This window comes from Patescibacteria group bacterium, from assembly GCA_041651355.1.
Classification (GTDB): Bacteria; Patescibacteriota; Patescibacteriia; order Patescibacteriales; family UBA12465; genus JAPLVX01.
Map to the genome: position 1 here is coordinate 17,316 of JBAZJK010000001.1, position 26,359 is coordinate 43,674.

Below are 26,359 nucleotides of genomic sequence, written 5' to 3' on the forward strand. Positions count from 1 at the left end.
GCTTGTGCTTAGTGATATTAAGATTCGGCCAGAAACCGAATCTTTTTTATTTATTCCGGATTATTTTTTGATTTTTTTATTATTTTCTCGCCACTCTTTTATCTTCTTATGGTCGCCACTTAGTAGGACGGGAGGAACCGAATATTTTTTTCTTTTGGCAATAAAAATTTCCGGCTTAGTGTATTGAGGATATTCTAAGACCCCAGTTTGGCTATAGGATTCATCTTTATGGCTGTCTGCGTTACCTAGGACTCCTGGTAAGAGACGGGAGATAGAATCGATTATCACTAGAGCGGGAAGCTCGCCGCCAGTCAGGACATAATTTCCGATAGATATTTTGTCGTCGATGAATTCTTCCACGCGCGCATCAACCCCTTCGTAACGCCCGCAAACGAAGACTATTTCTTGGTATTTAGAGTATTTTTTAGCTAGATTTTGGTCCCAGGTTTTTCCATTAGCCGCTAGCAGGATGACAGCCTTTTTTCCACGGTTTAACTTTTGCTTGGTCTTTTTTATATCTTCCAAGGCTTGGTAGATTGGCTCTATCTTCATAAGCATGCCAGCCCCGCCGCCATAAGGGCTGTCATCGACGCTTCGATGCTTATCTTTCGTCCACCGGCGGAGATCGTAGCTTTTAATGTCGATTATTTTTTTGTCTATAGCCCTCTTGATCATGCCCTCTTTGAGATAGGAATCAAAGATTTGCGGGAAAATACTAAGTAGATGAAAGGTCATATGTTTTTATTTATTTGATATTATTTATATTATAACAAAAAAGCCACGGTTGTGGCTTTTTTGTTTATTTGATTGATTTTTACTTAGATTTTTAAATCATCAACCGCGGAAGTATCAACGTCTTCGTGGACGCGGTTCATCCGGGAGCGGTTGCCGCCTTCCGGGTCATAAATCTTCAAGTTGACACGGGAGTTATTCTTGGCACCGACGATCTTTAACAAAGTTCTTATCGCTTGAGCAGTTTGACCCTTGCGGCCGATCACATAACCCATATCAGCTGGATCGATTTTTAAGGTCAAAAGAACCCCTCTTTCATCTACGGTTCTTTCAACTGATACCGCGTTCGGGTTACCGACAATGCTTTTCACCATTGTCTCTAAGAACTGTTTGTCTCTTTCCATAGTAGTTTTTCTCTCAAATTGACTGTTTATCAGGCAAGCTTGAAAGATTAATTAATTATATTTCTGCTTTTTAAAAAGCTAGAATAACTTTATTATAACAGATTTAGCGTATTTGTCAATATTTAGGCTTGATTTTCGCTAGTTTCAGGGATATTTTCTGCAACAGCCTCTTCTTTAGGTGTTTCTTCGGCACTAGGAGTAGAGCCAGCGGCCTTTTTATCAGCCTTCGCCTTGATTTGGGCGGCTCTTTTTTCGCTTTGGGTGCCTACTTTTGAAGCTTTTACCTTTTTCCCCTCAATCACATTTTGTCCAACCAAGAGGTTATTAACGGTATTTGTCATCTGGGCCCCCTTGGAGAGCCAATATTTAATACGTTCGGCTTTAGCTTGTAAATCCTTAGAATAAGGGTTGTAGGCGCCAAGAATCTCTAAGACATTACCATAGGGGTCACGTCCTTTTTCTGAGATAACCAAACGGAATACTTTTTTGTTGGTTTTGCCGATTTTTGACAACTTGATAGTTAGCATAATTATTGCTGATTTTAATTTATTTTATGACCAAATATTAGCTTAATAGTCCAGAAAAGTCAAGACTAGCCTTAGCGGGCGAACCGACTGGGTCGGCGTGGACCGGAAGGCCGAGCCCCCCTATCTCCTCGGTTAAAGCCATTTGTGAAGGAAGATCCATTAGATTTACCCTTTTCATCCTTCCATAAAATCTGGTTTTCCGGTAAACCTTTCATGCTCAGGTTAATCCTTCCTTGGTCGTCTATCTCTTTTATCTTGACTGTCACTATATCGCCCAGATTTAAGAAATCTCCAGGTTTTTCAATACGATAGGGGGCAAGCTCGCTAACATGGACCATGCCATCTTGGCTGCTATTTAAGGAAACGAAAGCTCCGAAGTCCAAAATACGGACGACTTTTCCCTGGATTATTTCTCCAGCCGCGAAAACGTGGACGATTTGTTTAACTTGATCTACTGCTTTTTGTACCATGGCCGCATCTGTGCCGCAGACCATGACCAGGCCACTGTCATCAATATCGATACTGACTCCGGTTTCATCAATGATTTTATTGATAACCTTGCCTCCTGGACCGATGATAGCGCCGATTTTTTCAGGATCAACATTGAAGCTGATAATTCTCGGGGCATAGGGAGAAAGTTCTGCCCGAGGCGCCGGGATAGCTTTGGTTAATACGTTCAAGATCTCATTAAGAGCCTGTCTGCCTTGGCTTAAGGTTTTAGTAATTATCTCTTCGCTTAAACCTTCCGTTTTAGTGTCTAATTGGATGGCAGTTAAGCCGCTATCTGTGCCGGTGATTTTAAAATCCATACCGCCTTCTCCGTCTTCTAAGTCTTGGATATCAGTTAGAACTTCCCAGCGACTCATGTCGGCGTTGGAAGCTAAGCCCATGGCGATGCCAGCCACTGGTTTTTTAATCGGGACACCAGCATCCATTAAGGCTAAGGAGCTAGCGCAGGTAGAGGCCATCGAAGATGAGCCGTTTGAGCCCAAGGTTTCACTAACTACGCGGACTGTATAAGAAAATTCATCGCGATTAGGAATCATAGGCATCAAGGCTTTTTCTGCTAGAGCCCCGTGTCCGATTTCTCGGCGGCCGGTGCCTCTTAAGGGGGAGGCTTCGCCGACTGAATATGGGGGGAAGTTATAATGATGCATATATCTCTTTTTGCTCTGGCCCTCAATACCTTCCAAAGACTGCTCTAAACCTGGCGCCCCTAAGGTCACGATTGACATGACCTGGGTTTCGCCTCTAGAGAACAGGGCTGTGCCGTGGTCACGCGGCAAAATTGCTACTTCGGCGGATAAGGCCCTGATTTCTGTTAAGCTGCGGCCGTCAACCCGGCGTTTATCGTCTAAAATCGCTTTAGTTATTTCAGTTTCAACCATGCTTTCTACTAATTTTTTAATTGCATAGGACCGTTGAGAGCTAGTAATGCCTTGGTTGAATAAATATTCATCGAGACCATCTTTAATAACGCTGATCGCTAGTTTTCTTTCCCCTTTAGTATAGTATATCTTATCAAATAATATTTTTTTGATATTTTCTTCTAGCCAAGTCTTGCCCAGAGCTAAGGTTTTTTCTTTTTCAAGAGCCTGTTCCTTATCTTCCGTGCTTTCCCGCTTTATTTTAGCCTCTTTATTTTTAGCCGGAACCGTCTTTTTTAGCTCCTCTATCAATTTGATTGCTCCTTGCATCTCTTTCTGTCCAGCCATTATTGCTTTAAGCATCAAGTCTTCAGGGATCTCGTTAGCGCCAGCTTCAATCATGATGGTTTTCTTGTCGGTTCCAGCCACGATTAAGTCAAGGCTGCTTTGTGCTTGCTGTTCATAGGTTGGGTTATAGATAAACTCATTATTAATCAAACCAACCCGGATGCCACCAATCGGACCCTTCCATTCTAATCCAGAGATAGCTAAAACCGCAGAAGCAGCCAAGAGGGAGACGATATCATAGTCGTTTTCCTGGTCAACCGCTAATACGGTGATGATTACCTGGACATCACGATTATCGCCTTTAACAAATAAAGGGCGGATGGAGCGGTCTATCATGCGTCCGGTCAAGATTGACTGGTCGGTTGGGCGCCCCTCTCTTTTAATCCAGCGCGAACCCTTGATGATGCCGGCTGCATATAATTTTTCTTCAAATTCCACCATCAAGGGGAAGAAATCTATTCCTTCCCGTTCAGTTTTAGCCTGAACTACCGTCGCCTGGACCACGGTTTCTCCATACTGTGCCCAAACAGCCGCATCTGCTTGTTGGGCGATTTTGCCGGTTTTGAAGCTAAGTTTTCGGTCTAGCCACTCACTGCTGACAATTTTTTCTTTATTTTCCATAAATTTTTTAGCCTGGCCGGTAGATTACAGACTATAAGAATCATCTTACAGCTCTATTTATCTAACGGACAGACACTTAATTATTTATTGTTTATTAATCATTAGTTTATAAAAATATGATGATTTTGTAAAGGTTGACTAATATTTAATTTTATTATAGTATTTTGGGATATTCGTTATTTACAACTTAAAACCCTAAATATAAATCAACATGGATCTTTCCCAATTTTCCGGCCCTAAGGGCTTAGAATTAAACCGGACCTACTGCCAGGTAGTAGCCAATGTCGTGGGCAATCAATTGTATGATGGCCACGGAACGACCCACCCCGAACCCTTGGAGGCTCTAAGGGCGATAAACTTTATGCATCAACGCCACGGCTTAAGCCTGTTTCAGGAAGCCTTACTCAGTTCCTGGTTTGACCAAGGCACGGCCTTAGGACAGATAGCTGAAATGGTGGCCGTGATGGAAGTGTTCTTTAAAGACACAGACATCTCTGTCGCCGAGATTAAGCAAAACAGTTTCGTGCCCTATCTCTTAGATAGGTTCCAGGAAACGGGCGATGAGCATTATTTGGATGATATTATATTCGTTGAGAGCAGTCGTTTCGTGTTGTGTGTCGATGGTCACGAAATTGACCCCTTGATTGAATTTACTGACCTCAAAGAATCATTACCTGAGAATTTTGTCCATGAGATTTCAGACTACCGCCCAGCTTGGGAGTTACTCACCGCCGCTAAATTGGCCAACCAGATGTTGATTATTGGCGATGAGGCGGAAGCGCAGACCCTCTATGACAGAGCCGAATCAATGTGCAAGAATTTATTGCTCACCAGAAGATTCCAATCTATCCGCTGGCTGCTTGAAGGTCAACACAAAGAAGCTTTACGTTTGGCCGAGATCGTACATGCTATCGCACCGACTGCCACCAGCCTCTATCTGCTCTATTATTTATCAGAAAATGATAAATTCTTGGTCGAGTTATCTGAAAAATATTCCGAGCTAATGCTGCCCCATGTCAAAGCTCGTTTAAAGGGTTTTCTTTAATAGTTCTTTTTGTAAACAGAAAAGAAGGTTGCCAAACAACCTTCTTTTTTCATAGTTTTATGAGATTAAGAAGCGGCGATTCGAGCCCAAGTCCATGAAGTCATCTGCCTCCTCGACCAGTCTAGATGAAGTGGTTTTTCTAAAGGCCATAACTTCAACTAAGCAGCCCTTGTTATTCTGGAGATAGGAAACCAAAGGTATGTAGTCGCCGTCGCCGGATACCAAGATGATTACGTCCAGCTTGTCAGCTAGTTTAATGGCATCAATTGCAATCCCGACATCCCAATCTGCCTTCTTGGCTCCGCCGGCGAAAATTTGTAGATCTTTCATCTTGACTTCAAATCCTTGTTGGCTCAGCGCTTCGAAAAAAGGCATTTCTTCCTCACTTTCAGTTTTAACTACGTAGGCCGTCGCCCGGACAAGTTTGCGGCCAGCGACTCCTTGATTCAAAATTTCCTTGAAGTTAACTTTTTTACTGTATAGGTTCTTGGCTGAGTGATACATGTTGGCTACATCCACCAAGAGACCGACTCTTTGTTCTTTATGTTTAATCATATAGTAATTATATAACATTAATCCGCCCTTTTGAAGGGGCGGATTAAATTTTTATTTCTCTTCTTCCTCTTCTTTCGTCTCTTCTTCGGTTTCAGGATTAATATATTTTTTTTCTTTCATCAGCTCTTCTTGTTCTTCTTCCTGCATTTTTTGGGCTACCTTTAATTTTAGCTTTTGGGCGAGTTCTAGGAAGGCGGCAGAATTTTCTTTTTGCAAGTATTTTAGCAGCTTGCGTCTTTCGCCGACTTTTTTTAGCAGACCGCGGCGGGAAGAGTAGTCATGTTTGTGCTGTTTTAGGTGTTCGGTTAGTTCTTTGATCTCTTCGGTTAGAATGGCGATTTGGACCTGTGCCGATCCGGTATCACTCTCATGGGTGCGGAATTTTTTGATTATTTTTTCTTTAGTTTTTTTGTCTAACATGTTTTTTCGCTCTATCCGAGACGTGATATCTAGCAAGCGGCTTAAGCCGATGGTCCATCACCTCCAAGAAAGAGTGGCTGTTAAATATTTTTATTTGATTGAATTGATTTTTTTCTGTAGGCGTGATTTTTTACGGGCGGCCGTATTTTTTTTAATCAAACCTTTCTTGGCAGCCTTATCCAAGGCTTGGATGGTCGCCTTGAATTCGTCTTTTACTTTCTTTTCCTGAGCTTTGATCGCATTCAGATTATTTTTCACTAGCTTTCTCAAGCCAGCCATTTGTTTCTGGTTAGCTGTTTTTCTCTTTAAGTTTTTGCGTAGTTCTTTTTTAGCAGATTTTTTATTAGGCATAAGATACTTCTTATATAATATTTTAGTACTAGGAGTTTAACAGAATTGTATATAAAAGTCAATGGTCGGGGTGGTGAGATTCGAACTCACGATCTTCTGGTCCCAAACCAGACGCCTTAGACCAACTGGGCCACACCCCGCTAACTAAATTTTGTTTTTAAAGCATCAACCCAGCCAGAAAGGCGGAAAAAGGCGTTTACATTGTTTATTCTTAGATGAATTGTGCCGTATCTAAGTTTAGTGGAAATCCTCTTTTTGCTAGATTTACTTAGGGTCGTATGAGTTTTGAAAAAATTTTCTTTTGGTATACCTGTTAGATTATGCCAGAAAGATTTATATTTTTCAATATCATCGCCTTCATGGCCCATGATTTGGATTTTAATGTTTTTCTTCTCTATTTTTAAATATTTTTGAAAGAATAGGATTATAATCCTTATCATTGCTGGGTCAGAGTTAGCAAAATCTATACTTTTCCATTTACTTTTTTCCCAGCCCTTTTTATAGCCTTCGGCCCAGTATAAAGAAGTGCCAGCGATAAATAATGGTTCCCGGGATAGGTGATTGGCTTCTAAGTTTGCCGTCAGTCTTATTTTTTGATGTTTAGCCTTGGCTAGAATCGTTTGCCGCCTATTCCTCTCGACTAGCTTAGTAATAGACAGCTTGTTTACACGTGAGGCTATCTTTAATTGAGCCCGCTTGCCTAACTTGACATCCTTTAGCCAGATGCTGAGGGTGCTTTTGGGAATATTTAAAATTTCATGTATTTGATTATACGATTTCCCAGAAAGCCTGAGTTTAATTGCTTGTAATTTGTCGGAACGCATAAATAAAAAATTGAACTCACAGTATAAGTAATAGTATCGTAAGTTCAATTTTTTATTTACTTAATTGTGCCCCGGGTCAGAATCGAACTGACGACACAAGGATTTTCCTTGGATTTGGCTTGAGTTTCCTCAAGGTTCGGACTATATCATCCCCGTTTAATTTCTTAAATACGGAGTCGGGCGCTCAAGGCGGGATTATTGTTGGGCTCACCCGCTAGTCTCTACACCTTCTTTGATCTTAAACCCGATCAAAGCTTGGCTCGGGATTACCTTTCTGTTATCTATTTGGATAAAGTTAAGGCTTCCCCGAATTCACCCGATTTGCATCCCGATGTTTCCATCAGGTGGACCGAAATTCAGTCCTTTGCTCTACCACTGAGCTACCGAGGCATTAAGTTGTAAAACAGGTTGCGGGGGTCGGATTCGAACCGACGACCTCTAGGTTATGGGCCTAGCGAGCTGCCAACTGCTCTACCCCGCTATAAATGACTGGTTGTATTTATTACTAGTCGGTGGGCGATGGAGGACTCGAACCTCCGACCTCAACATTATCAGTGTTGCGCTCTAACCAGCTGAGCTAATCGCCCCGATTGAATGATAAAAAAAATAAGTTCTGGCAAATTATGGATAAAATATAACAAACAACTTATAAAAAAGCAAGAGCTCAAAGTTCGGCTATTATTAAGTTTATTTCGGTTTTTATGTCTCCTTGGCCGCTTTTATTCAAGTAATCTATCAGCAGGAGGCGGTCAAGATAGTTTTTTAATTCTGCCAGAGAAAAATTCTTCACTGTCCCAATCGCCTTTTTAACAACATAAGGATGAATTTTGAGTTCTTGGCTGATTTTTTCCTGATTTAGATTTTTACTCAGAGCGTCTTTTATCTGTAATAAGATCTTGAATTGGCGATACAGCATATTTAATAGATATTCAGGGCTAGAACCAGCCAGGTATTGTTCTTCTAAAAGCGCTAGAGCTAGTTTTTTATTTTTCGCGCTAAAAGCATCGGTTAAGGCGAAAATATTTTCTTCATAGCCATTGCTAACTAGCTTGGCGATATCCTCGGGTTTGATCTCACTCCCTTCTTGGTAATGGGACAGCTTATTAATCTCTTGATGCAGACGCCATAGATCGGGACCGGTCAAAGCGATTAAGTGCTCTAAAGCTCGAGAGCCGATTTTCTTGCCATACAATTTAAATTCATTCTTGACGAATTGGCTTAGTTGCTCATTGTTTAAAGCCTTGAATTCTTGGACATATTTTTGTTGGTTGAGCCAAACAAAGAAAGCTTTGGCAGCAGCCGGTAGGGGCTTATCTTTCGTGTTTAATTCTTGGTCGTAGAAAATAATAATAGTCTGTTCGTCTTGGGCTTGGGCGACCGACAGGCGTTTGAAATACTCTAGAAGTTCCTTAAATATTTCTTTTTTCTTGTGACTAAAGACATTCTCAATGACGACCATTCTTTTTTTAACGAATAAAGATCCGGTGGCGATGGCTTCATTAAGATTGCCCAGATTCATATTGGGGCCAGCCAAAGAGCTCAAACTGCTTGATCCGGGATCAAGTTCCTTAACGAATTTATCCTTAAGTTCTTGGAGTTTGCGTCGGCTACGGAAAGTATCGGCGCCATAAATGAAGATTATCATATTACCAGCTTAGCTTTTCGGCTGATTTCATCTCCCGGGGGAGGAATCTCTTGCCTAGAATTAAAAATTTTTTCGGATCATCAGAGGTATAGAAATATCTGCCCGCCTTCTTATTTTTATCAAGTTTTAATTCGGGGTGTTTTTGCAGATATGTTTTTAGGCTTTTAGCTACGATTACCCCGGGGTCAGGTACAAAACATTTTTTATCCATAATTTTACGGATGTCTTTAATCAAGATCGGGTAGTGGGTGCAGGCCAAAATCAACATCTCAATTTTTTTATTTTTTAGGTTTTTTAAATATTTTTGCAAGATGCTGGTAGTTTCATTCTTATGGATCCAGCCTTCTTCAATAAGAGGCACTAGCAATGGCGCTGCCTGTTGGTAGACCAGTAAGCTAGGTTTGAGATGTTTTAATTCTTTGATGTAGGATTTAGAAGCAACGGTTGAACTGGTGCCAATAACGCCAATGCGGTTAAAATCTTTGTGTTGAGCGGCAGCCTCAGCCAGGGGCCGTATTACCCCTAACACTTTAAGTTCTGGATATTTTTTAGGTAAATATTCTTGTTGTATTTTTCGGAGGGCTTGAGCCGAGGCGGTATTGCAAGCCACTATAATGAGACGGCAACCTTTATGATATAGAAAATCGATTGCTTCTCGAGTATATTCATAGATAAGAGCCTGTGATTTATTACCGTAGGGAACTCGGCCATTATCACCTAAGTAGATGTAATTATATTGAGGCAGGACTTTTAGAAAATGGCGCAACACTGTAAGTCCGCCTAGGCCAGAGTCAAAGACCCCGATGCTTCCTTTTTGTTTAACTGAATTTTTTAACATAGTTTTTAAATTGTTGTCCACGGTCTTTATAGTTTTTAAATAAACCAAAGCTAGCGCAGGCGGTTGATAGTAGGACAATATCTCCATTTTTGGCCTGCTTATTAGCTTCTTTGACGGCTTGAGACATGTTAGCCGCTTCCCAGATTTTCTGTGTAGGGAATTTGGCTTTTTTTAAAGCTGATTTAAGTCTGACGGTGCCGGCTCCTGGGAATAGAATTAAGAATTTAACCGTTTTTTTTATGGTCTGGGCTAAATTGGAAAAATTCGCCCCCTTATCCGCTCCTCCCGCTAGCAAGATAATAGATCTTTTAAAAGATTTTAAATCCATTTCTGTGCTTTCCGGAGTAGTGGCAAAGCTATTGTCGTAATATTTAATGCCATTTTTTTCTTTAAGTAATTCTAGTCGATGTTCTAAGGGGTGAAAGTCTTTCACGGCTTGGCTAATGAATGATGGCTTAATTTTTAAGATATTAGCCACAGTGACAGCCGCATCGATATTTTCTTGATTGTAAGTGGCCGCTAAGCGGCTTGGTAGTTTGTTGCTAGTAAAATATTTAATTTTACTTTTAAGACCCTTCTCTTTGTCTAAAATATCCTTAAATTTTTTATTGAATACCAGATAATCTTGCGTACCTTGGTGTCTAGCAATATTAAATTTTGCCTTGTAGTAACTCTTTAAAGAAAGGTGATAGTTGGGATTCAGTGGGTCGGCTGGAGCTAGGTGTTCTGGAAAAAGATTAGTGATGACGGCAATCTTTGGACTATATCCCAAATCTTCTAACTGAAAGCTGGATAGCTCCAAAATCACCCAATCATTCTTTTTTAATTTAGGTAAGAAGGCAAATGGCGCTAAGCCAATATTGCCCCCCAGATAAACCTTCTTGCCAGCTTTTTTTAGAATTTTATAAATTAAGCTGCTGGTGGTACCTTTGCCCTTAGTGCCGGTCACGCCGATGATGTTATTTGTCGGACATAAAGCAAAGAAGAGGTTCATGGCGCTGGTTATAAAAACCTTTTTGCTTTTTACAGCTTTCTGTATGCCGGGGCAGAATAGTGGCCAGCCCGGAGAACGGAATAGTATATTATAATTATCCAGATTCTGGTTATATTTTTTTCCTAGGAGATATTTTATCTGAGGAGGCGGGGGCATTATAGCTTTAAGGGTCTTTAGATCGCGACGGTCACAAACAGTCATTTCCCCATCAAACTTATTTTTCAAAAAAAAATTCATTACAGCTCGATTTTCTAAGCCAAATCCTAAAAAGGCGATTTTTATAGCATCTTTGGCTTTGTTTTTTTGTCTAGACATAATGATTTTTTTGTGGTTAGATATTTTTAGTTCTTACCAAAATTTAATACTCGTGCCTATGACTTTTACGGAAGCAAAAATCAATCTGCAGAAGAAAATTTTTTTCTGGAAAACAGGCTTAGCCATTATCGTTATTTGGCTAGTTGCCCTGATCGTCTATCTTCCCCCTTTGATTAAGGGTGGGCTTAGCTCTATATCATTTCAAGATATCGCTGAGCTCGAATTTATCGACATTCATTATTTGATTTCCCGTTGGCTTGATCCGCTCTTTATTCTGGTTTGGCTTTTATTCATAACAGTCTTCTCCTGGTTCTTGCAAGCTAGGCGTTTGTTGCTAGCTGACCAGAAATTGCATTCCAAAAGCATGAATAAGACGAAAGATTCAGCCTCGCAAGAGAAAGAAGCGGAAGAGGAAAGCTTTATGTTGGATTCCTATCTTTTCTGCTTTGTCTTCGGGGGCACGGCCGTCGGTTTGTGGGCGGCGATCTCCTTCGGGGCCGCTTTTTATGGCTTAATTTCCCACCTGCTTTTTACCGTCTATCTTCATGTCTTCATGTTCGCAATGGCCATTATCTGGTCATTTCTCTCGCCGATACGCCGATTTTTATCGGAGAAGTTTCGGTTTTAGAGCCTCTAATCAATATAGCGGCTCTTTTTATTTTAACTCCCCCCAATTATCTCCTTGGCTGTATTCAGCTATTATTGGTACTTTAAGTTTGATAACCTCTTCCATTGCTTTTTTGATTTTGGGAGCGTAAAAGCCTATCTTATCTTGTCTGATTTCAAAAATCAACTCATCGTGGACCTGGAGCAGAAGCTTTATCTCTTCCGGTTTATCCTTAATCATTTCATGAATCTTAATCATCGCCATTTTTATCAAATCGGCGGCCGTTCCTTGTATCGGGGTATTGATTGCCATCCTCTCGGCCGCTTTTCTTGCCATGACTATCTGCGAGTTGATGTCGCTTAGCGGACGTTGCCGGCCGAAGAGAGTGGAAACGAAACCGTCGCGGCGGGCCAACTCGATTGTCCGGTCCATGAGTTTTTTGATTTTGGGATAGGAAGCGAAATACTTATCAATAAATTCTTTGGCTTTGAAATAAGGGATGCCGGCACCTTGGCTCAAACCATGCGGTCCCTGGCCGTATATAATCCCAAAATTAACCGCCTTGGCCTCATTTCTCATCTTCTTTGTCACCTCTTCTAAGCCGACTCCATTAATCGCTGCCGCTGTGATGGTATGGATATCCTTATTATCCCGGAAAGCCTGGATTAAGGTGGGATCGTTAGCGATATCGGCGACAATCCGGAGTTCAATTTGAGAATAGTCAAAACTGACCAACTTATATCCTTGATCCGCCACGAAGGCTGCTCTGACTTGGCGCCCAATTTCGGTCTTGGTAGGAATATTTTGCAGGTTAGGATCGTTAGATGATAATCGGCCGGTGGCTGCGACCGTTTGGTTATAGTTAGTATGGATGCGGCCGGTTATGGGGTTAATCAAATTAGGCAGCGCTTTGATATAGGTGGATAATAATTTTGATAGTTCGCGGTAATCTTTGAGCAAAGGGATGATGGGATGTAATTCCCAAAGCTTGTTTAATTCATCTTCAGCGGTAGAAAATCCGGTTTTAGTCCTTTTTACGTTGTCGGTTGGTATGTCTAGTTTTTCAAATAAGATTTCTTTGAGTTGTTTCGTGGAATTGATATTGAATTTTTGGCCGGCCACCTCGTGGATTTTTTTCTCTAGTTCAGCTAGATTGCGGCTGAGCTTTTTATCTAAAACTTTGAGGAAGTTTTTATCAACCTTTATCCCCCAATTTTCCATATCAGCTAGAACCGTGACTAGGGGAAGTTCAATTTTGTTAAAAAGGTTTTCTAGCTTGGCTGTTTTTAGTTTCTTTTTAAATATTTTAGTCAAGCGAGCGGTGCAATCTGCGTCTTCGACAGCGTAGAGGGCCATCTTGGCGGGCGGAACCTCTGGCCAGGAAATTTTTTCTTTGCCTTTTCCTAGAAGGTTTTCTTTGCTTATTTTTTCCCATGACAACTCGGAGAAACTCAAAGAGTCTAAGCCATGTTGGCGATTTTCTGGATTTAGAAGATAAGAGGCGATCATGGTGTCAAAACTTAAACCGTTGATCTCAAGGCCCTGAGCCTGGAGGACCCGAAGATCAAATTTCAAGTTATGGCCGTATTTTTCAATTTCTTTATCTTTGAATATCGGTGCCAAGGCTTTGAGCCAGGGGTGTAAGTCCTGCGTTTTTTGGTCGGTAGCTTGATATGAAAACAAGTCTTTTTTGCCGGCCGTATTAATCTTTTTTTCTGGAGTGCGGAGACTAAGGAAATAGCCTTCGCCCGCTTGCCAGGAAAAACTTATACCTAGTAGCCCAGCAATTAGAGGGTCGAGGCCGCTGGTTTCCGTGTCAAAAGCAAAAGCCTTGGTTGTTTTTAATTTTTTTAAGAAATTATGGAATTCTTTATCCGAATCGATTAGGTGGTATTTTAATTTTTGGGAGTTACGCTGGAACTTAGCTTCGCCGTCTTGGTTGCCTTGCTCTTTAGGCTTGATATGATCACGTAATTCTTTAACTTTATTCAATAGGGATTTAAATTCTAAACGCTTAAAGAGTGATACGACTTCATCCAGATTAAAATTAGAGAAATTTATATTTTCCAATTTAAAGTTGATGGGAGCCTGGAGATTAATGGTCGCCAACTCTCGGGATAGAAAGGCTTCAGGCTTGTTTTCTTGGAGCCTTTCTAAGATCCTCAGCGGTATCTTAGGGTTTTTTTCTCTAACAGCCTGGTATAACTTATCTAAATCTTTGAATTCTTTTAATAGTTCGGTTGCTGTTTTTTCTCCGATGCCTTTAACTCCGGGGATGTTGTCACTGGGATCGCCGCGCAGGGCCTTATAATCTATGATCTGGTCGGGTTTTAATTCATATCTTTCAAAAACCTTAGCTTCATTATATATGACCGTATCATTTAGGCCGCGGCTCATGGTGTAGACTTCGGTTCTTTGGTCCACTAATTGCAAGGTATCCATGTCCCCAGTAATTATTATCTTAAGCAGGTTTTTTTCGTCTTTTAGCTGGGCACAAATTGTACCGATTAAATCATCAGCCTCGTAGCCACTTAGTTCAAAAATAGAGATGTTTAAAGAATCGGCGACTTCTTTAACTAAAGGAATTTGTTCATATAGTTCGTCAGGCGCCTTTGTCCTGGTGGCTTTATAGTCAGAGTATGCCTCATGTCTGAAGGTCGGTCCTTTTTTATCCAAGGTAAGAACGACATATTCTGGCTTGAATTCTAGCAGAGCTTTTAATAAGAATGAGGTGAAGCCATAAACGGCGTTCACCAAAAGGCCATCCTTAGTTTTTAGGCTGGGGGGCAAGGCATGGAAACTACGGTGAATTAGGGCATTTCCGTCAATGATTATTAGTTTTTTCATCTTCATATAAGTACATCTATCTTAACATTTTTATCACCTTCAAGCCAGTAATCAAATCTATTTAGATAACAAAAAACCTGTCCTTTTATTTTGGACAGGCTTTTTGAAAAGTGCGATTTAGATCCCGCTCGTTTCTCCTTTTAAAGGAGATTTTTTTTTGCATCTGGTTTTTATAGGAAATAATATGAATAAACGACCAGGCCGTCCACTATTAAGCCGCTTAGGCCGATTATCAGTAATATTATAATCATCCATCTGGGTAACGGTTTTCTGTTTAAGGCAATTAGAGCTAGGACGATTATGAAAACAAAGCCAAAGAAGCCGAAGATATCGAAGAATTGTGGTTGAGGTAATAACATACTGAGCATTTTAGATAAATGAAACTCGTTATTCCATCTGGAATTTTACCTTGTTTGTTTCCTCTAGAATTTCAATGGTTGCTTTTACCGAAACATTGCTAGTATTTTTTAGGAATAAATTATTTTGATATTTTTGTTGAAGCGGCGACAAGAATTCATCTCCCCAGGAGGGTGAAAAAGTCGTAATATCTAAAAAATCAATAATGATTTTTTCAGTATTTTCTTTGGGCAGTAGAGGGGATATAGCAGCCAAAGATTCTTTTCCGAGTTGCCGCGAAGTCAATAAATTGCCAAATTTTTTTAGTTCAATGAGCATATTCTTAAAAATTAATTAAAGCTAAACACCCCCGAAAAGAGATGTCGACTTGTTCGATTTTTAAATTAGTCGTTCTGCTATCTAGAATAGTGAAAGCATTTCCAGACTGGAAATATAATTTTAATTGTGTATCTTTTTGAATATCAACAACTACCTTTTTAACGTATTTTAGCCCATTGCCGCGATTCTCTGGAGACCGTCCAGAAATTTTTTCCGTGAATGCCGTCAATAAAGCTTCGCTATCATTTATTAAAGTCGGGAGGACTCTTTTGAGGGTAGTTAAAATGCCTTGGCCTCTATCAGCTAAGACGATTTGTTTTTTATTCAAATCGTAGGCGAAGAAGATACCTCTGATATCTGGCCATGATCCCAGATTGTGGTCGAAGGAATTATTGCCTATTTCCCCAACTATCGAACTAATAAGAGGAAAATCTTTTTTGAGTTCAGGAATTTTTTGCAGGCCTGCTTCTAAATGGTTTAGCCTGGATTGGAAAGTTGGCGCATCTAGACAAAAAAATTGGTCATCAGGCTCGATAGCCGTTGATTCAAGAACCCATTTTTTGGCCAAAGAAAAAATATCTTTAGTGATTAGTCGGATATCTGCAAGTTTGTAGTAGCGGTAACCTTTAGGGTTAATTCGAAAAGACTTAAGCCGATTAGATTTGTCCCAACGTCGCAAGGTTTGCATATTAACGCCAAGCATTTTTGCAGCCTCGCTGATTTTTATTAATTCAGTTTCATTTAACATAGTTATACAAATACCATTAAATTATACAAAGTTATACATTATTATATCAATATATACATTGTATATCATAGTGTCAGTAATGTCAACAAAAAAGACTTGGCTGGTACCAAGTCTTCTAAGGTGGACCTTAAGGGATTCGAACCCTTGACCCCCTGCTTGCAAAGCAGGTGCTCTAGCCAGCTGAGCTAAAGGCCCCTAGTTATAATTGTAGATTATTATATTATTTATTGTATTTCAAGAGCGGGCCTAATATCCAGTTTAAGAAGCCGCCCATTCCGCCGCTTAATTCGATGATGCCCAAGATGACTATCAGGAGGCCGATCAGCTTATAGCCTAGACGTGATCCGCCCTCTGTACCGAATTTATCTTCAAACCAAGCCATTCTACCGAAGTTCTGAAGCAGCCATTCAGTTTTGATAATCATCATTGTGCCGGCTGCCATAATTATTAAACCCCAGACAATGTGCATATATTTGTTATCTTATATAATTCAAAGGATTATATTTGCTGCCGCTTATAATAATCTCAAAGTGGAGATGGGGACCGGTTGATCGGCCAGTTGAGCCCATGGCGCCGATGTTTTCACCCTTATCAACGCTGTCGCCGACTTTCACGAATAATTTTGACATATGGCCGTAGCGGGTTTTTTTGCCGCCGCCATGATCGATAACGATAGTGTTCCCATAGCCGCCGTTCCAGCCGCCTTGGGAGATGGTTACTACGCCGCTGTCAGCCGCATAAATCGGCGTTCCGACTTTCGCAGCGATATCAACGCCGGGATGGCGCCAAGAGAAGTATTGGGTGATGCGATAGGCGCCGGCCGGCCAATTCATCTTACTCGCCGCCGCCGGAGCTTTAGGGGATTTTATCAGGTTAGAAATAACACCGACTCCGGACACGCTGGTCGTGCTTGGTTTTTTAGCGATTGTGGCCGTGCTCAACTTCTTTCCGCCAGGAATTATTATCTTTTGCCCGATCACCAGATGTTCCCCTAGATTATTACTACTACTAATCTGGTCTTCGCTGACGCCGTAATTTTTAGCTATTTTGCTTAAGGTATCGCCTTTAGCCACTACATATAAAACGCCTGAAGAGGGCAGGATCATCAGTTTATCTCCTGGACGGATCAAGCTAAAAGCGCTTAGGTTATTAGCCCATAAGATCGTATTGACACTGATATTGAATTTCCTAGCAATAGTGCTAATCGTATCTCCAGTCCCGACGCTATAGTATATGATTTCTTGCCTTTTAGCTACGCTGGAGACCGAGCTATTAATATCGCCGGCTACTACTAAGAAGTTCGGTTTGAAGACCGAGCTGTTGTCATCGCTGAAAGCGATGTCTGAGCTATTGTCAGTAATTTCTAGGTTGGCGTGCAAAGGATTAACCGCCTTATTTTCTTCAGCTAGATATTTGTCTTGTATGTTTTGTAGGCTATCAGCCGGACTGTTGTCTTCAATAAATTCTTGGTCGGCAATATTGCCAAATTCATTGGGAATCAGTTTTGCTAGGACAGTTTTGTATGTTTCATTGGAGGCACTCTTGGCGCTGCTACCATTACTGAGGTTTAGGATGAAAATGAAGATTATTAGGATGAAAATCAGAAGATGTCTTAAACGAGTGCTGCGTAAGTCCTGTATTGGCCTGCCAGTCCAGCCAGATTGGCGCATCCGGAAAAAACCATAATAAAATTTGACTAATATCTTATAGAATAGAAGTCGGGTAATAAACTTTAGAGGCCGAAAACTTAGTTTGACCAACTTCACCCCTAAATTTTTAAGTAAGATTACGGATTTTATAAGGGCAAGAGAGATTTGGACTAAAGCTTTGACTAGTTTACTGGGCGCTTGTTTCTCTATATATTTAGGATTTTAAACGGTTTTTCATATTATTTATCCTACCATCATTGCGCCTCGAGCGTCAAACATGGTATAATAATAAAAAATAAATAGTATAAATCAAAAAATTACTTATTTAGACCCCAAGGCTCTAAGTTGGTAAAAAATTTATGTCTAAAAAAAGCCTCTTTGGCTTAGGACTGATTTTTGCTTTAGTCCTCTTGCCAAGCCTAAGTTTCGCAGCTCCGGCGACTCCGACCCTAGTTTCGCCGAGTAATAATGCAAAGAATTACAATCACACAGTCACCACTCTTTATTGGAGCAAGATTCCAGGCGCTGCACGCTATGAATTACAGATTAGGAAAGATAATAATGGTTTTACGGACAGTGATTCCGTGACAGACGCTAATGGTTGGCTCAATACTAATAATTATATTAACCCCGGGCAAGTTACGACTGCTAATATTCCTTTTCTGACTGGTGGTCTAGAGCCAAATAAAACATATTTTTGGCATGTAAGGGCGTGTGATGCCACGGACTGCGGTAATTGGTCGCCTGCTTATAAATTTTCGACCGCTGCCTCTCCAGCTAAAACCACTCTTAGCTCACCCAAGTTTACCAGCAAGACAGTAAATGGTGTTACCACCTATTCTTATCCGACAATATATAAAAACAAGCCCCAGGAATTTAAATGGAATATGACCAATGGTTCCACTTATAGCGTTCTTAGGGTGTATGCTGCGACTATCCCTAACTTCACTTCTGCTCCTGTTTGCTCAATTACTGAAAAAATCAACATAAAATTAGAAGGCACAGCTATTGGTTCCGGAATCTTGTCGAATACGCCAGCTGGCAATTATTGCTGGACGGTTACTACTTATAATAACGTCGGTCCTGGAGCTGAAAGCGACCCTCAGTTTTTTATCTTGAAGAATAGTATTATTAATCCAGAAAATATATTTGCCCAGACAGGCTTTTCTTCGGCGGTTTTCTATTGGACCAACAACGGTGGCACTAACCCCACGATTGCCGTTAGTACTAAAGAATCTTTCCCTAATGACGTGAATTCAACTAGTGAGGATATCGTTGGCGCTAGTAATTTTGCGTGGTTAAGCTCCGGATCTTACGTTTATGATTTTATCAAGACTCATCCGAACGTTAATTTGTTCTGGAAAGTTAAAACTGCTGATTCTGGTTGGTCAAAAGCTAGAGCCTTTAAGTCTAATTTCTTAAAAGATCCTGTAATCTCTTGGCCAAAAGGCCAGACGATTACCGCTACATCTTCTGTCTTTAAGTGGGCAGCTAGCCCGGGAGCTAAATTCTATAAGATGACAGTCTCCGATGCTAATGGAGTAGTAAAGACCGTCTATTCTACTAATTCCACCTACAAGATCCCTAGCGGCTGGAATCTTTCGGCCGGAGCCTATACTTGGAAATTAACGGCTATTAATGATTTTGGTGAGAGTGGAGAAGTTACTGGTGGCTCATTCACTGCTCAATAATTATTTGTTCAGTTCAAATTAAAGCAGCCCGGCTCAGCCGGGCTGCTTTTGTTTATTCTAAGCATGGATTATGTTATAATCAAAATGTTTGGAAATATTTATTTATGACAAAAGTAGTTTTAATACGCCACGGGCAAACAACTTTTAATAAGAAGGGCTTGTTTTGCGGCTGGGTTGATGCCGGCTTGACTGCTCGGGGCAGGCAAGAGGCAATTAAGGCCGGAAAGGATCTAAAGCGCCGAGGGTTCGTTTTTGATGTAGCCTTTGATTCTTATTTGCGTCGCAGTAGCCAGACTTTATCCTTAATCCTAAAGAGCTATCCCGGTAAGCGTCCGAAAATAGTTAAAGATTGGCGCTTGAATGAACGTCATTACGGTGATTTACAAGGTAAGAACAAGAAGGAATCAGTTAAGGAATTCGGCTTGGAACAAGTAATGCTTTGGCGTCGTTCCTATTCGGTCCGCCCGCCCAAGATTTCCGCCTCTAACCGTTTCGATCAAAGGGATGATGCTAAGTATAGCGGTCTCCCGGTGCCTCGCACCGAGAGTTTGCAAGATGTAGAAAAAAGAGTTGTCGCCTTTTGGCGTGACATGGTGATTCCGGTTCTCAAAGAGGATAAGCGAGTGATCATTTCTGCCTCTGGCAATAGTTTGCGCGCCCTAGTTAAACACCTCTCGAAACTATCAGCTAAAGAAGTGGTAGATTTTAATATTCCGACCGGCATCCCCTTAGTTTACGAATTATCTAAGAAGTTTAAAGCCGAGAAGCGTTATTTTCTGGCTTCAGCCAGAGATTTGGCTAGAGCAGTGGAAGAGGTTAAAGGGCAGGTTAAAGTTAAATAGTCTGAAAAAGAACAACCCGGTTGACTAAGGGTTGTTTTTTATTTATCATTAGCTCATCGCTTTTTACAAATTTCTTTAACCCTCTAAAACCATTAACATGGAAGGATTAAGCAAAGAAAAAGTTTTGGCCGATTTAAAAGGAATGGCCACGAGCAAAGGCCTTGACCCCGATGATGTCGATCTGGAGGCTAGCCCGGCTGATGTCGGGTTTGATTCCTTAGACATTGCCGAATTGGTAATGGATATCGAGAAGAAATACGATATCTCTATCTCTGATTCGGAAACTAAGGCCCTGGCCACTTTCGGTGACATTTGCGACCTGATTCTGGAAAAAGCCTGAATCTGTGCCCACCAAAAAAGGACCCTTGGGTCCTTTTTTTTAATTTCCTGGGACGATGATGGCGAAAGGCTTTGTTTGCCCGTATGGTTTCGGGCCAGATTTAAGGCAATATTCGGGTAGGCCTCTTTTGAAATAAGGCGGTTTTTGTTTTTGGATAAGGCCAGCTAGATAATAGGCTAAAGCTAAAACGAGGGCGAAATTAGACTTTTGGGGCAAATTTATTTCCCAGCGCTGATTCTTTTCTCCAAAATAATCATTTTTCCCAAGACTGACAATCATCTCTTTGGGTGATTTACAGATAAATTTAGCGTGCCTGGCCGCACCCTCGGGATAGGCGCGCAAGCTAGCGTAGGGCCCAAAGAGTTCGTCATTCTTAACATTCAGCATATCGACGATCGCCTTGTATTTATCTGGCAGGATAAAAGTGAAGAAGGATTGTTTCTTGAAACTACTAGGAACATTTAGACGAGAAATGAAATCTTTTATCGCTTTAGGGTCCTCTTTAGTGGAACTTAGGATCATTCCTAGGTAGGTAGAGAAATTATAAGAATAAGGTTCAGCTATTTTTCGGAAACAGAAAACCTGATCGGCGATTTTAGCTCCGCTGGACTCAGCGTTGCAAGTTAGAAGGCTAGTTTTGAGCCCAGCTTTCTGGGCGGCTTTTATCTCCCAGATGGAATCTTTTTCTCCGGAAGCTGAAATAATGATCGCTTCTTTGATAGTTCCTTGCTTTATTAGATGGCGATAAGTTTTGAGTGCATCCTTAAAACTGCCCTCATCTGCCAGGAAGGCGGATTGTCCATGAAATAGCATGCGCCCGGTGTTATAAGCATTTACGCTGCCGACGACGAAGCGAGTCGAGCCTTTTGTTAAACTAAGCCTGGGCGGTTTGTTTTTTTGGAAAAAGTCCAAGCCGGCCAAGACGATATTATCTAGATTGGGGATATTTTTTGAAAGCATAAATTTATTATTTAAACCTCGCCTTTTCATTATAATTTAGATTGATTTTTATTTCAATTTGCGCTAAAGTCAAGTTAGAAAATCAAGTTTTTATTTGTTTTTAATTTACCCTTAAAACCTTTTATTTTATGTCCGGACACTCAAAATGGGCGACTACTCATCGTCAAAAGGCCATAGTCGACGCTAAGCGCGGCGCGGTTTTTACCAAGATGGCTAATATTATCACGATTGCCGCCAGGGAGAGAGGCGGAGACCCGAATGCTAATGCCAGCCTGAGATTAGCGATTGACCGTGCTCGGGCCGCAAATATGCCTAAAGATAATATTGAGCGAGCAATTAAACGTGGTACAGGTGAGCTCGGCGGCGCTCAGGTAGAAGAGTTGTATTATGAAGCTTTAGGCCCGGCTGGCGTCCAGTTCGTAGTCAAATGTTTGACCGATAACCGTAATCGCAGCGCTTCGGCTGTTAGGCATCTTTTTACTAAAGTCGGCGGCGCCTTTGGAGCTGTGCTTTGGAATTTTCAGCAACTAGGGGTAGTCAGGATCGACCAGGAAGAAATAGCTGGCAAGGGAGTTGATATGGAAAATTTCGAATTAGAGCTCATCGATCAGGGAGCAAGCGACCTAATCAAAGAAACAGAAGGTATAAGCATCTATACTGATCCGAAAGATTTACACAAGGTTCGGGAATTTATTGAAAAGAAAGGCTTGAAAGTGGCTAGCGCTGATTTGGAGTATGTAGCCAAAGAAAAAGTGAGTCTAGACCGTTCAGACCAGGAGAAAATTGATAAGCTAATGGATGAGCTGGAAGATAATGAAGATATCAATGACTATTATACTAACTTAGCTTAAGTATCATCTTCTCATGTCTAAGATAATCTTAGGAATAGATCCGGGCATTGCCGATACCGGCTACGGTTTTGTCAAAGCCGAAGGTTCAAGCCTGACTTGTTTGGCTTACGGTTCGATTAAGACGCCGGCTCATGCCGAATTGGCCGACCGCTTGGCTGAGCTATATAAGGATTTGGATAAATTAATAGAGAAGTATAAGCCGCAATTAGCCGCTGTTGAGGAATTATTTTTTAATAAGAACGTAAGGACGGCATTGATAGTCGGTCAGGCTCGTGGTGTGGCTCTCTTAGCTTTAAGGCATAATCAAGTACCGCTTTTAAGCTTTACGCCTTCACAAGTCAAACAGGCAGTGTCCGCTTATGGACAAGCTTCTAAATTGCAAGTCCAAAAAATGGTCAAACTGATTTTAAATTTAAAAGAACTGCCCCAGCCAGATGACGCCGCTGATGCTTTGGCGGTGGCAGTCTGCGCTCTAAACCATCGTTTATGCCTAAAAAATTAAAAATAATCCATATCAGTTCCGAGGTTGCTCCTTTTTCTAAGACTGGCGGCCTCGCTGATGTGGCACGTAGTCTGCCCAAAGCCTTACATCGTTTGGGCCATCAAGTCAGGATCATCACTCCTCTCTACGGGCAGATGATCGACAAAAAAAAGAACAAGCTCAAGCTCTTATTTGCAAACGTTCCCGTTTTTTTGAACTCAGCCGAATCTATCAAGGTTAACTATTGGCAATCTGAGCTTTTACCGGGCCTGCCTGTCTATTTTATCGAGAATAAGAAATATTTTTCTAAGCATAAGCGTTTGTATGGTTCTAGCCACGAAAACGCTCGTTTTTTAGTTTTTAATATCGCCGCTTTAAAATTAATCTCTTTGCTTAAGTTCCCGGCGGATATCGTCCATTGCCACGATTGGCAGACAGGTTTGATCCCTTATTACCTCAAGACTGATTTCCGCTATTCCAAGACCCTGAAGAATGCCAAGACTATTTTCACCATCCATAACCTTATTTTCCAATTAGGTCATAACTGGTGGGAAATCCCTCCGGAAAAGAAGGATTATGGTCGCACCCGGATTCCCCATCTAAGCGATCCCAATCTAGAGAATATTAATTTTGCCAAACGGGCCATCTTGTCGGCCGATATCATTAATACCGTCAGCGAACAGTATCGGGAAGAAATCATGACTAAAAAATTCGGACAGGATTTGAATCGCATTTTACTAAATCGCCAGAAGCGCCTGTTCGGGATAATCAATGGCATTGATTATAATGCTTATAACCCTCAGAATGACAAGGCGTTAGTGCGCCGCTATAATCACCAATCCCTGCTTGGCAAGTTTGATAATAAGAGGGCCTTGCAGAAGAAGTTTGGTTTGCCGCTTAACCCGGAGCTGCCGATTTTTTGCACGACTTCGCGGGTTACTTTCCAGAAAGGTTTCGCCTTGATTCTGAAAATATCACAGCAACTAATGCGTCTGGATGCCCAATTCATCATTATTGGTGCTGGAGATAAGCATTATTTGAAAGACTTGCAGAAGCTAGCTAAAAAATATCCGAAAAAACTAGTAGTTATTCCTTCCCATGAAAAAAATCAAAAGTATGAGACCTTGGTTTACGCTGGTTCTGATTTTTTCTTGTTGCCATCCAACCATGAACCTTGTGGCATCAACCAATTGATTGCGATGCGCTATGGCTGTGTGCCGATCGTTCGGGAAATCGGCGGGCTCTATGACACAGTAGAAAATTTTTCTGCTGGTGGCCAGAAAGGGAGCGGCTTCACCTTCAAGCACGAGGATGAGTTCGCTTTCTACGGCGCTATCATCAGGGCTCTGGAGAATTATAAAAATAAGAAACTCTGGCCCAGCCTAGTAAAACGGGTAATGAAGCAATCTAACAGCTGGGAAATACCAGCTAAAAAATATTTAGAGTTATATAAGAAAGTTTTAAAGGCGGACAAAGCCTAAATTTATGTTGTGGCTTAATTTTCTCCATCTATACCAACCAGCTAATCTAGATCCCTATTACATCAAGGAGGCGGCTGATAAGAGCTATCGCCGTTTGGTTAATCTCTTAGAAGAGCATCCCCGTTTGAAATTTACCATAAATATCAGTGCCTGCCTCTTGGATCGTTTAGCTGATATCGGCTATCAAGACCTGTTGCTCCGTTTGCAAAAATTAATTTGTCGCGGCCAGATCGAGCTTGTCGGCTCGGCTGCTTATCACGCTTTTCTTCCTCTCTTACCCGACCAAGAGATTATCAAACAGATTAAGGAGCAAGAACAGATAATAAAAAAGTATTTCGGCCCGGTCAAGTTAAAAGGTTTTTTCTCTCCGGAGATGGCTTATAGCCATAAATTGGGGCGTATCATCAAATCTCTTGGATATAAATGGCTGATATTAGACGAGATAGCTTTTAATGGTAAATTAAATGCTAATCTAGATTTTAGTCGCGTTTATTTAGATAAGAATAGCGGTTTGAAAATTATTTTCCGTGACCGGAAGCTCTCTAATTCCTATGTCCCAGATTCGATTTTAACCCTGCTTAAAGAGGAAAAGAAAAGTATAGCTATCAGCGCTACCGATGGCGAACTGTATGGCCTGCGCCATGAAGACCCGACGGCCGAGTTAGAGAAATTAGCAAAAGCCAATAATTTGCAGAGCCAAATTATTTCTGAATTCATCGCGGATTTTCCCGCGAAATCTTTAGTTTCCGTCAATTTGCGTCCCTCGACCTGGGAATCGACCCCGGCCGAACTGCGCTGGCGCCGACCCTTCTGGCTTTGGCGGGCACCCCAAAACAAGATCCATTCTTATACTTGGCGCTTGGCTGAGCTAGCTATGGATCTTGATGAAAGCTATCAGAAGGATAAGAATCATTATTATTGCCGCTGGCATTTGGTTAGAGGTTTGGCTAGCTGTACTTTCTGGTGGGCCAGCGGTCGTAATTTTTCCCATAATTTCGGCCCCTTAGCCTGGAGTCCGGACGAAGTCGAGCGCGGCCTGAACGACCTGATCCGTTCCGTGCGTTCTCTTCAGGATCCCCGGACTAAAAACGCTAAAATCAAGGCAGAAAAATTATATATCAAAGCCAAGGGCTTGCTGTGGCGCCGCCACTGGGAGAAATATTTTTAAATCTATGAATAAAGGTAATTTATTATTCGATGAGAAATACTTGAACGATTTATTTATTAAGGAAATTTTGCCGCTTTATCCTGATTTCGTGAGCATAGAAAAGATCGAGGTCAAGCCTTATAAGAAATTGATGTGGGAGACCACTTACCATTTAGTAGTTAAATATTTAACTCATTTCATTAATCATGAAGGGGAAGTTGTTAAGGTGCCGATAGTAGCGACAGCCCATAGCAGCGAAGAAAGGGAAAATGTTTTTTTAACCCTATCTTATTTATGGGAACACCATTTAGCTGATCGGGAAATCAGCTTGCCTCGGCCTTTGTTTTATCATTCGGATTTAAGAGCAACTTTTTATCGGGCGATCGAAGGGCGGAATCTCTTATATTTTATAAAAGACCAAGCTTGGCCAGAGATCGAAGATGGCGTAATTAAAGCGGCCAGGCTGTTTGCCAAGCTCCACTCCTTACCTTTGGAGGGAGGCTATCAATTCAATCTCGATAACGCTAGGGTAGCTACGGTTTTGCCAGGAGTAGAGTTTACTTTGAATGAACTTAAGTCTCGTTTTTCTGGGCGTTATTTTGATTTTATAAAATCAGCTTATGAAGTTATCATCGCCAAAGAAAATAACTTCTTAGACAATACTTCTCAGCGTTGGCTAGTCCATGGTGATGCTCACCCCGAGAATCTTATTAAGCTGCCTTCGGGTAAGATCGGCTTAATCGATTTTACTGATTTTTGTCGGGCTGATTTCGCTCGGGATCTAGGCGCCTTCAGTCAGCAACTTGAATACAAGATTATCACCAAGGCGAAGTATGTGGCTGAGGCGGGAAAAATGAAAGACCTTTTTATTAGTGAATATTTTAAGAACTCGCAATTAAAATTAACCCCAGAGATAGCTGAGCGAATAGCCTTGTATTATAATTTTGCCTCCTTGCGCACCACTGTTTATTGGTTGTTAAAGCATGATTGCGACCCGAGTCGAGCTGAATTCTTGATAGATAATATCAGGCGAAGCCTAAACTTGAAAGTTTAA

The 26,359-nt window shown here is 41.3% G+C and carries 27 protein-coding genes, 4 tRNA genes and 1 pseudogene; 10 read left to right on the top strand and 22 right to left on the bottom strand.

What is annotated here, in order from left to right:
* Positions 1–60: 60 nt before the first annotated feature.
* The 4 genes from trmD to WC441_00115 all read right to left on the bottom strand — a co-directional run bounded on the left by trmD (position 61) and on the right by WC441_00115 (position 3,999).
* Entirely contained in the window at positions 61–735 is a 675-nt protein-coding gene (gene trmD, locus WC441_00100; GenBank protein ID MFA5162916.1) for a tRNA (guanosine(37)-N1)-methyltransferase TrmD, read from the bottom strand.
* A gap of 83 nt (positions 736–818) precedes the next feature.
* Positions 819–1,136 carry a KH domain-containing protein gene (locus tag WC441_00105; protein MFA5162917.1) on the bottom strand — a complete coding sequence of 106 codons (318 nt, stop codon included), beginning with the start codon at positions 1,134–1,136 and terminating at the stop codon, positions 819–821.
* A 122-nt stretch (positions 1,137–1,258) separates the two neighbouring features.
* On the bottom strand, positions 1,259–1,663 hold the full coding sequence (gene rpsP, locus WC441_00110; protein ID MFA5162918.1) for a 30S ribosomal protein S16: 405 nt from the start codon (positions 1,661–1,663) through the stop codon (positions 1,259–1,261).
* 71 nt (positions 1,664–1,734) lie between these two features.
* Positions 1,735–3,999: a polyribonucleotide nucleotidyltransferase gene (locus WC441_00115; protein ID MFA5162919.1), complete on the bottom strand. Its 2,265-nt coding sequence runs from the start codon at positions 3,997–3,999 to the stop codon at positions 1,735–1,737.
* 211 nt (positions 4,000–4,210) lie between these two features.
* On the opposite strand from WC441_00115, the gene WC441_00120 reads away from it, so the two are divergent.
* Positions 4,211–5,044: a hypothetical protein gene (locus tag WC441_00120; GenBank protein MFA5162920.1), complete on the top strand. Its 834-nt coding sequence runs from the start codon at positions 4,211–4,213 to the stop codon at positions 5,042–5,044.
* Positions 5,045–5,101: 57 nt separating this feature from the next.
* Here WC441_00120 and WC441_00125 read toward each other — a convergent pair whose 3' ends face one another.
* From WC441_00125 to murD, 10 genes and pseudogenes are all read right to left on the bottom strand, one after another.
* On the bottom strand, positions 5,102–5,599 hold the full coding sequence (locus WC441_00125) for an NYN domain-containing protein (protein ID MFA5162921.1): 498 nt from the start codon (positions 5,597–5,599) through the stop codon (positions 5,102–5,104).
* Between the two features lie 159 nt (positions 5,600–5,758).
* Positions 5,759–6,019, bottom strand: a pseudogene (gene rpsO, locus WC441_00130) (30S ribosomal protein S15).
* 90 nt (positions 6,020–6,109) lie between these two features.
* Positions 6,110–6,370 carry a 30S ribosomal protein S20 gene (rpsT, locus tag WC441_00135; GenBank protein ID MFA5162922.1) on the bottom strand — a complete coding sequence of 87 codons (261 nt, stop codon included), beginning with the start codon at positions 6,368–6,370 and terminating at the stop codon, positions 6,110–6,112.
* A 62-nt stretch (positions 6,371–6,432) separates the two neighbouring features.
* Positions 6,433–6,510, bottom strand: a tRNA-Pro gene (locus WC441_00140).
* The gene (locus tag WC441_00145) at positions 6,511–7,194 is read right to left on the bottom strand and encodes a helix-turn-helix domain-containing protein (GenBank protein MFA5162923.1); all 684 of its coding nucleotides are present in this window, start codon (positions 7,192–7,194) and stop codon (positions 6,511–6,513) included.
* A 408-nt stretch (positions 7,195–7,602) separates the two neighbouring features.
* Positions 7,603–7,675: transfer RNA gene (locus WC441_00150), tRNA-Met, on the bottom strand.
* A gap of 32 nt (positions 7,676–7,707) precedes the next feature.
* Positions 7,708–7,781, bottom strand: a tRNA-Ile gene (locus tag WC441_00155).
* A gap of 77 nt (positions 7,782–7,858) precedes the next feature.
* On the bottom strand, positions 7,859–8,839 hold the full coding sequence (holA, locus tag WC441_00160) for a DNA polymerase III subunit delta (protein MFA5162924.1): 981 nt from the start codon (positions 8,837–8,839) through the stop codon (positions 7,859–7,861).
* Position 8,840: 1 nt separating this feature from the next.
* Positions 8,841–9,677: a glutamate racemase gene (murI, locus tag WC441_00165; protein MFA5162925.1), complete on the bottom strand. Its 837-nt coding sequence runs from the start codon at positions 9,675–9,677 to the stop codon at positions 8,841–8,843.
* Positions 9,658–10,986 (bottom strand): UDP-N-acetylmuramoyl-L-alanine--D-glutamate ligase, encoded by a 1,329-nt coding sequence (gene murD, locus WC441_00170; protein MFA5162926.1) that lies wholly within the window; start codon positions 10,984–10,986, stop codon positions 9,658–9,660. The genes murI and murD overlap by 20 nt, the downstream gene beginning before the upstream one ends.
* A 58-nt stretch (positions 10,987–11,044) precedes the next feature.
* Between murD and WC441_00175 the strand changes: the two genes are divergently transcribed.
* Positions 11,045–11,614 (top strand): hypothetical protein, encoded by a 570-nt coding sequence (locus WC441_00175; GenBank protein MFA5162927.1) that lies wholly within the window; start codon positions 11,045–11,047, stop codon positions 11,612–11,614.
* A gap of 27 nt (positions 11,615–11,641) precedes the next feature.
* On the opposite strand, the gene polA is transcribed toward WC441_00175, so the two are convergent.
* The 7 genes from polA to WC441_00210 form a co-directional block, all read right to left on the bottom strand.
* Positions 11,642–14,446: a DNA polymerase I gene (polA, locus tag WC441_00180; protein MFA5162928.1), complete on the bottom strand. Its 2,805-nt coding sequence runs from the start codon at positions 14,444–14,446 to the stop codon at positions 11,642–11,644.
* Positions 14,447–14,610: 164 nt separating this feature from the next.
* On the bottom strand, positions 14,611–14,799 hold the full coding sequence (locus tag WC441_00185) for a hypothetical protein (protein MFA5162929.1): 189 nt from the start codon (positions 14,797–14,799) through the stop codon (positions 14,611–14,613).
* Positions 14,800–14,827: 28 nt separating this feature from the next.
* Positions 14,828–15,115, bottom strand: coding sequence for a hypothetical protein (locus WC441_00190; protein MFA5162930.1), 288 nt, complete (start codon positions 15,113–15,115; stop codon positions 14,828–14,830).
* Positions 15,116–15,119: 4 nt separating this feature from the next.
* The gene (locus tag WC441_00195; GenBank protein MFA5162931.1) at positions 15,120–15,863 is read right to left on the bottom strand and encodes a MerR family DNA-binding transcriptional regulator; all 744 of its coding nucleotides are present in this window, start codon (positions 15,861–15,863) and stop codon (positions 15,120–15,122) included.
* Between the two features lie 121 nt (positions 15,864–15,984).
* A tRNA-Ala gene (locus WC441_00200) sits at positions 15,985–16,058 on the bottom strand.
* A gap of 25 nt (positions 16,059–16,083) precedes the next feature.
* On the bottom strand, positions 16,084–16,332 hold the full coding sequence (locus WC441_00205) for a hypothetical protein (protein ID MFA5162932.1): 249 nt from the start codon (positions 16,330–16,332) through the stop codon (positions 16,084–16,086).
* A 7-nt stretch (positions 16,333–16,339) separates the two neighbouring features.
* On the bottom strand, positions 16,340–17,533 hold the full coding sequence (locus tag WC441_00210; protein ID MFA5162933.1) for a M23 family metallopeptidase: 1,194 nt from the start codon (positions 17,531–17,533) through the stop codon (positions 16,340–16,342).
* 338 nt (positions 17,534–17,871) lie between these two features.
* On the opposite strand from WC441_00210, the gene WC441_00215 reads away from it, so the two are divergent.
* The 3 genes from WC441_00215 (at position 17,872) to WC441_00225 (ending at position 20,385) form a co-directional block, all read left to right on the top strand.
* Positions 17,872–19,203: a hypothetical protein gene (locus WC441_00215; protein ID MFA5162934.1), complete on the top strand. Its 1,332-nt coding sequence runs from the start codon at positions 17,872–17,874 to the stop codon at positions 19,201–19,203.
* 104 nt (positions 19,204–19,307) lie between these two features.
* Entirely contained in the window at positions 19,308–20,045 is a 738-nt protein-coding gene (locus WC441_00220; protein ID MFA5162935.1) for a 2,3-bisphosphoglycerate-dependent phosphoglycerate mutase, read from the top strand.
* A gap of 97 nt (positions 20,046–20,142) precedes the next feature.
* Positions 20,143–20,385 carry a phosphopantetheine-binding protein gene (locus tag WC441_00225; GenBank protein ID MFA5162936.1) on the top strand — a complete coding sequence of 81 codons (243 nt, stop codon included), beginning with the start codon at positions 20,143–20,145 and terminating at the stop codon, positions 20,383–20,385.
* Between the two features lie 39 nt (positions 20,386–20,424).
* Here the strand turns inward: WC441_00225 and WC441_00230 are convergent, their stop codons facing one another.
* Positions 20,425–21,345: a hypothetical protein gene (locus WC441_00230; protein ID MFA5162937.1), complete on the bottom strand. Its 921-nt coding sequence runs from the start codon at positions 21,343–21,345 to the stop codon at positions 20,425–20,427.
* 128 nt (positions 21,346–21,473) lie between these two features.
* On the opposite strand from WC441_00230, the gene WC441_00235 reads away from it, so the two are divergent.
* The 5 genes from WC441_00235 to WC441_00255 are packed head-to-tail and all read left to right on the top strand — an operon-like array spanning position 21,474 to position 26,359.
* Positions 21,474–22,196 carry a YebC/PmpR family DNA-binding transcriptional regulator gene (locus WC441_00235; GenBank protein ID MFA5162938.1) on the top strand — a complete coding sequence of 241 codons (723 nt, stop codon included), beginning with the start codon at positions 21,474–21,476 and terminating at the stop codon, positions 22,194–22,196.
* 13 nt (positions 22,197–22,209) lie between these two features.
* Positions 22,210–22,698 (top strand): crossover junction endodeoxyribonuclease RuvC, encoded by a 489-nt coding sequence (gene ruvC / locus WC441_00240; protein ID MFA5162939.1) that lies wholly within the window; start codon positions 22,210–22,212, stop codon positions 22,696–22,698.
* Complete coding sequence (locus WC441_00245) at positions 22,683–24,158, top strand: glycogen/starch synthase (GenBank protein ID MFA5162940.1); 1,476 nt, start codon at positions 22,683–22,685, stop codon at positions 24,156–24,158. The genes ruvC and WC441_00245 overlap by 16 nt, the downstream gene beginning before the upstream one ends.
* Positions 24,159–24,162: 4 nt before the next feature.
* Positions 24,163–25,326, top strand: a complete 1,164-nt coding sequence (locus WC441_00250) for a hypothetical protein (GenBank protein MFA5162941.1) — start codon at positions 24,163–24,165, stop codon at positions 25,324–25,326.
* 4 nt (positions 25,327–25,330) lie between these two features.
* Positions 25,331–26,359: an aminoglycoside phosphotransferase family protein gene (locus WC441_00255; protein MFA5162942.1), complete on the top strand. Its 1,029-nt coding sequence runs from the start codon at positions 25,331–25,333 to the stop codon at positions 26,357–26,359.

Excerpts from the sequence above, each read along its gene's own strand:
- trmD (MFA5162916.1), bottom strand. The coding sequence starts at position 735 with ATGACCTTTCATCTACTTAGTATTTTCCCGCAAATCTTTGATTCCTAT.
- WC441_00105 (MFA5162917.1), bottom strand. The coding sequence starts at position 1,136 with ATGGAAAGAGACAAACAGTTCTTAGAGACAATGGTGAAAAGCATTGTC.
- rpsP (MFA5162918.1), bottom strand. The coding sequence starts at position 1,663 with ATGCTAACTATCAAGTTGTCAAAAATCGGCAAAACCAACAAAAAAGTA.
- WC441_00115 (MFA5162919.1), bottom strand. The coding sequence starts at position 3,999 with ATGGAAAATAAAGAAAAAATTGTCAGCAGTGAGTGGCTAGACCGAAAA.
- WC441_00120 (MFA5162920.1), top strand. The coding sequence starts at position 4,211 with ATGGATCTTTCCCAATTTTCCGGCCCTAAGGGCTTAGAATTAAACCGG.
- WC441_00125 (MFA5162921.1), bottom strand. The coding sequence starts at position 5,599 with ATGATTAAACATAAAGAACAAAGAGTCGGTCTCTTGGTGGATGTAGCC.
- rpsT (MFA5162922.1), bottom strand. The coding sequence starts at position 6,370 with ATGCCTAATAAAAAATCTGCTAAAAAAGAACTACGCAAAAACTTAAAG.
- WC441_00145 (MFA5162923.1), bottom strand. The coding sequence starts at position 7,194 with ATGCGTTCCGACAAATTACAAGCAATTAAACTCAGGCTTTCTGGGAAA.
- holA (MFA5162924.1), bottom strand. The coding sequence starts at position 8,839 with ATGATAATCTTCATTTATGGCGCCGATACTTTCCGTAGCCGACGCAAA.
- murI (MFA5162925.1), bottom strand. The coding sequence starts at position 9,677 with ATGTTAAAAAATTCAGTTAAACAAAAAGGAAGCATCGGGGTCTTTGAC.
- murD (MFA5162926.1), bottom strand. The coding sequence starts at position 10,986 with ATGTCTAGACAAAAAAACAAAGCCAAAGATGCTATAAAAATCGCCTTT.
- WC441_00175 (MFA5162927.1), top strand. The coding sequence starts at position 11,045 with ATGACTTTTACGGAAGCAAAAATCAATCTGCAGAAGAAAATTTTTTTC.
- polA (MFA5162928.1), bottom strand. The coding sequence starts at position 14,446 with ATGAAGATGAAAAAACTAATAATCATTGACGGAAATGCCCTAATTCAC.
- WC441_00185 (MFA5162929.1), bottom strand. The coding sequence starts at position 14,799 with ATGTTATTACCTCAACCACAATTCTTCGATATCTTCGGCTTCTTTGGC.
- WC441_00190 (MFA5162930.1), bottom strand. The coding sequence starts at position 15,115 with ATGCTCATTGAACTAAAAAAATTTGGCAATTTATTGACTTCGCGGCAA.
- WC441_00195 (MFA5162931.1), bottom strand. The coding sequence starts at position 15,863 with ATGTTAAATGAAACTGAATTAATAAAAATCAGCGAGGCTGCAAAAATG.
- WC441_00205 (MFA5162932.1), bottom strand. The coding sequence starts at position 16,332 with ATGCACATTGTCTGGGGTTTAATAATTATGGCAGCCGGCACAATGATG.
- WC441_00210 (MFA5162933.1), bottom strand. The coding sequence starts at position 17,533 with ATGCGCCAATCTGGCTGGACTGGCAGGCCAATACAGGACTTACGCAGC.
- WC441_00215 (MFA5162934.1), top strand. The coding sequence starts at position 17,872 with ATGTCTAAAAAAAGCCTCTTTGGCTTAGGACTGATTTTTGCTTTAGTC.
- WC441_00220 (MFA5162935.1), top strand. The coding sequence starts at position 19,308 with ATGACAAAAGTAGTTTTAATACGCCACGGGCAAACAACTTTTAATAAG.
- WC441_00225 (MFA5162936.1), top strand. The coding sequence starts at position 20,143 with ATGGAAGGATTAAGCAAAGAAAAAGTTTTGGCCGATTTAAAAGGAATG.
- WC441_00230 (MFA5162937.1), bottom strand. The coding sequence starts at position 21,345 with ATGCTTTCAAAAAATATCCCCAATCTAGATAATATCGTCTTGGCCGGC.
- WC441_00235 (MFA5162938.1), top strand. The coding sequence starts at position 21,474 with ATGTCCGGACACTCAAAATGGGCGACTACTCATCGTCAAAAGGCCATA.
- ruvC (MFA5162939.1), top strand. The coding sequence starts at position 22,210 with ATGTCTAAGATAATCTTAGGAATAGATCCGGGCATTGCCGATACCGGC.
- WC441_00245 (MFA5162940.1), top strand. The coding sequence starts at position 22,683 with ATGCCTAAAAAATTAAAAATAATCCATATCAGTTCCGAGGTTGCTCCT.
- WC441_00250 (MFA5162941.1), top strand. The coding sequence starts at position 24,163 with ATGTTGTGGCTTAATTTTCTCCATCTATACCAACCAGCTAATCTAGAT.
- WC441_00255 (MFA5162942.1), top strand. The coding sequence starts at position 25,331 with ATGAATAAAGGTAATTTATTATTCGATGAGAAATACTTGAACGATTTA.